Source organism: Paenibacillus sp. sgz302190 (assembly GCF_059820445.1).
Genome location: NZ_JBZYAO010000089.1, coordinates 1 through 1,609, shown reverse-complemented (window position 1 = coordinate 1,609; position 1,609 = coordinate 1). Strand labels below are relative to the sequence as shown.

At 47.1% G+C, this 1,609-nt stretch carries 1 protein-coding gene; it reads left to right on the top strand.

Annotation, left to right across the window (positions count from 1 at the left end; translation table 11 throughout):
• Positions 1 to 90: 90 nt before the first annotated feature.
• Complete coding sequence (locus AC6RNO_RS36505; RefSeq protein ID WP_497108427.1) at positions 91 to 1,497, top strand: ISL3 family transposase; 1,407 nt, start codon at positions 91 to 93, stop codon at positions 1,495 to 1,497.
• Positions 1,498 to 1,609 lie beyond the last annotated feature (112 nt).

Genomic DNA, 1,609 nt, shown 5'->3' with positions numbered 1-1,609 from the left:
GCTTCCTCGCTATAGTTCATGGCTAATGTCTGCGTAATAGAAAAATAGTCAATACTGCTCAGTAAGACGATTGATAGGGCGGGATGACTCATGTGGACCTCAATGAGCAGCAATGACAATATGATTTCAGAAATGTTCAAAGTAGCTTTACAACTGGAAGAACCGTGGAAACTAACGCATATCGAATTTGATGATCAAGATCAAGCCTGGCACTTGTTCATTGACTTTGATCGAGGAGCGACCTTTGCTTGTCCGTTGTGCGGGACTGCTTGCAAAGCTTATGATTCTGAGAAAAAGCATTGGCGGCACTTGGATTTCTGGGATTGGAAGACATTCATGCATGCCAGATTGCCGCGGGTAAAATGCAAGGACTGCAATAAAATCACACAAGTACCGGTGAAATGGGCTCGACCTCTGTCGCATTTTACACTGCTATTTGAAGCTNAGAAAAAGCATTGGCGGCACTTGGATTTCTGGGATTGGAAGACATTCATGCATGCCAGATTGCCGCGGGTAAAATGCAAGGACTGCAATAAAATCACACAAGTACCGGTGAAATGGGCTCGACCTCTGTCGCATTTTACACTGCTATTTGAAGCTTGGGCCATGCGATTGATGGCGGAGATGCCAGTAAATAGCGCTGCCCGTGAGCTGAGAGAACATGATACCCGGATGTGGCGCATTTTCCATCACTACGTCGACAAAGCCATGGCTGAGCTCGATCTATCCAGGGTAAAACGGATTGCGATTGATGAAACCTCATCTAGACGCGGGCACCGTTACATTACCCTGTTCGTTGATGTCGATCAAAAGACAGTACTATTTGCAACCGAAGGCAAAGGCATGGATACGTTGGAACGCTTCAAGTCGCATCTTAGCGCAAAAGGCGCTGCTGCGCAGCAGATCGAAGAAGTATGTTGTGATATGTCGCCTGCCTTTATTCGTGGCATTGAAGAGTACTTCCCAGATGCCGAGATCACCTTTGACAAATTCCATGTGATGAAATTGGTGAACGAAGCCGTCGATGAAGTGCGAATTGGGGAGCAAAAGCAAGAACCTGAACTGAAGCGTACGAAATATATCTGGTTAAAGAACGAAACCAATCTCAAAGCTGAGCAAAAGGAAACCTTGCTGCGTCTGAAAGACAGCAACCTGCAGACAGGGCGGGCGTACCGTCTTAGACTGGCCCTGCAGGATCTCTGGACGCTTCCGCATATTTTAGCGGATGTGTATTTGCGGGAATGGATCGGCTGGGCGACCCGCTCGAAGCTTGCGCCCATGGTACATTTGGCCAAGACGATCAAGCAACATGAAGAGGGCATCTTACGGTGGTTCCACAGCCGAATGACAAACGGTTTGCTTGAAGGTATTAATGGTCTGGTTCAAGCGGCAAAACGGAAAGCTCGCGGTTACAAAAACGTTCAAAATCTCATTGCTATGGTCTACATGACTGCTAATAAACTCCGGATTCCAGCGCTTTCAGCACGCAGGTCCTAAGTCCGTCTTTAACCCGTCACCCTTTATACCATTTTTTTAGGAAACTCTTAATTGCTGGGGTAACTATGACCCTATTTTATGTGGCTTTACCCATCCAGTAGAGCGAAGAGCC